The organism is bacterium, from assembly GCA_021372535.1.
GTDB lineage: Bacteria > Latescibacterota > Latescibacteria > Latescibacterales > Latescibacteraceae > JAFGMP01.
The window spans coordinates 1-2,046 of record JAJFUH010000104.1 but is presented as its reverse complement, the minus strand read 5'-3'; the positions used below and the strand labels follow the sequence as shown (position 1 = coordinate 2,046).

Genomic DNA, 2,046 nt, shown 5'->3' with positions numbered 1-2,046 from the left:
AGCACATCCGTTGCCTTGCAGGTGCTTTCCCGGCGACGTTTTGCCCCGTTGGTGCGGCGGTCAAGGTCCGTGCGCAAAGGAACCAGGCGGTTTTCCTTCTTATTGGAGGACAACAGGGCACAGCAAACAGGCAGAAAACTGATGCCGTCCGACCACCCCAGGGTGAGCATCCTGAATCCACGGTAATATCGCCGATCGGTATGGTCGAATACCCGTGCAAGCAACTCCACATGTTTGCTCCGATTCCGGCGGTAAAGCGTGTCATCGGCGATCAGCACTTTCATGTTGGTAACATCGGTCAATGGCTCAAGTTCCCGGCTGATTACTCGTGAGCTGATCAGAAGAAGAAATCTGCGCCAATTGGTGTGGACCGAATTGAGGAACCGGTAGACCGTGTCCTTGCCCATGTCGCAAGTTTCCCCCGCCATTTCCAGGGTCCGAAACAGGTTCTTGCCGGTGAAAACCAGGGTAAACAAAAGACGGAACACAAGAACCGGAGAAATGCCTTTCTGATGACGAAGGTTGCTGCACTTCAACAGGTGCCCGATTCTCTGATTATGAAAGAACTGATGAATCTGGTTTTCACAGGAAGCGATGTCTGATACAGTGTGGGGCATAGCGTCACCTTTTGTGTTTATGTGTTTTGTTCGGAAGCAAAACCTATATAGCACACTTTGTGACGCTATACTATTAATTATTACAATATGTTACATCATTATTAGCCCTGCGAAAGTTGAGTGAAATAACCTTAGGCCGATAGGAAAGATTTCATACTTTGACGCATCGGATAATATGGGAAGTGTCCCCATATTTCCCCTCAGTATAATATCAGCATTATGCTGATATTATACTGGAATATATCTCGTATTGCCCATCTGCCCCAAATCAACTATTATTAAAAATAGTTTTTTCAATCAACTCGGTTATTTTGACAACAGAATGTCACGTGAATTGATGTGACAAAAGGGCAATGGCTGGAATTTATTTCATAACCAAATGCATATCCACCTGTTCAGGGAGGTTGTTATGGCGACAAGGGAAATTCGATGTGCTCACTGCGGTATTCTTGGTAAAATTGAAATAAGGGGGCTAAACGAAGGTATTCCGTTACCCTCTCTTTTCAAGTATCTCGGCCATGAACCTCTCTCCGGACATATGCATTTTCAATGTCCGGTTTGCAAAAAAATTTGTGTGGCAAGTCCTTTGTCAGTTCTCAATGATGACCTCATAATCACCCGCCTTCATCATTCCACAGCGCTTGAAGAAAGAAGGACGAGTTTTATCTCTGATTTAATGGAAATCGGAACTAAGCTGGTCCTTAGAAGACCAACGTGGCTTAATTTCGGAAGCAACTCATAAATTCTTGTAAACAAAAAATTCAGAGGTAATCCAGGGAACGCTATGAGAGAAAGGAGAGGGTAATCACATGAATACGGAAGATTTCGATTTTTACCTTGGTGAGATTATCAATCAGAGTCAGCTTACATTGGATGCGATAGGCGAACTGAATTTCTCTATGTCAAATCTGAATCGGCTTTCCAGGCAAAATCACCGTTATCAGGTATTTCACAAAGAAATATTCAATTCTATTGATGTATTTTTGAAACATGCCTGTACGATATCCCATATGCTTTGGCCTGAAATTTCAGAGAGAGGCAAAAACGACAAAAAATCAGCTGGCAAAATCCTCTGTAATCATTCAGAAAACCGGATAATAAGGAATATCAAAGAAAGATTGGGTCATGACGGCAGGCAACTGCTCATGGATAAAACTCTGCGAAATCATTTTGAAGAACATGAAGAACATATGGAACGTTTCGAATTAACCAGCATTGAAAGTGTCGGTAGATTCAACCTTAACGGGTTCCCTGTCTTTGTGGCTTATTCCCTGTTCGATAGAAAAATTTGTCACTACGATCCAATCTCCAGGAATTTTCACTTCAATGGGAAAACCTATAATATTCAGGAGGCCGCTGCCGTCATTTTCAAATTATTATCGTATGCTTGTGAAGAACGGCAACAAAGGAAGGCTCCGGCAAGAACAGA

3 protein-coding genes are annotated in these 2,046 nt (G+C 43.1%); 2 read left to right on the top strand and 1 reads right to left on the bottom strand.

The window, feature by feature from the left end; translation table 11 throughout:
- Nucleotides 1-617, bottom strand: a 617-nt coding sequence (locus tag LLG96_09540; GenBank protein ID MCE5250447.1) for a transposase, incomplete at its 3' end; no start/stop codon positions are given.
- A gap of 409 nt (nt 618-1,026) precedes the next feature.
- Between LLG96_09540 and LLG96_09535 the strand changes: the two genes are divergently transcribed.
- The gene (locus tag LLG96_09535) at nt 1,027-1,359 is read left to right on the top strand and encodes a hypothetical protein (protein MCE5250446.1); all 333 of its coding nucleotides are present in this window, start codon (nt 1,027-1,029) and stop codon (nt 1,357-1,359) included.
- Between the two features lie 67 nt (nt 1,360-1,426).
- On the top strand, nt 1,427-2,046 hold a 620-nt coding region (locus tag LLG96_09530; protein ID MCE5250445.1), incomplete at its 3' end, for a hypothetical protein.